General features: G+C 57.9%; 1 pseudogene. It reads right to left on the minus strand.

The window, feature by feature from the left end:
- Nucleotides 1-273: pseudogene (locus ABG80_RS22235) on the minus strand (protein rep); the annotation flags it as partial.

A 273-nucleotide genomic window follows, 5' to 3' on the forward strand; every position in this document is an offset into this window, starting at 1 on the left:
TAGCCCTTTCCATGCAGATAGCGATAGAACAGCTCGACATACGGCAGCTCATCGAGCGGCTCATCGGTCAGCTCTTCCGGCACCTCGACACCTCGGAAGCACCCAGCAGAACCAAGAAGGCGTTTCCCCTTGAGCGGCTGAAAGGCATGCCATGTATCGGCAACCGGCTGATCGCTGAACTTGACGGCGTACTTGAAAACCTCCATGAACCCCTCGGCGGGATCTCCAACGATGGGCCGCACATCAACGATGAAGCTGTCCCCGGTGATCTGG

It is taken from the genome of Aquabacterium parvum (genome assembly GCF_001447195.1).
In the GTDB taxonomy this organism is placed as follows: Bacteria; Pseudomonadota; Gammaproteobacteria; order Burkholderiales; family Burkholderiaceae_C; genus Aquabacterium; species Aquabacterium parvum.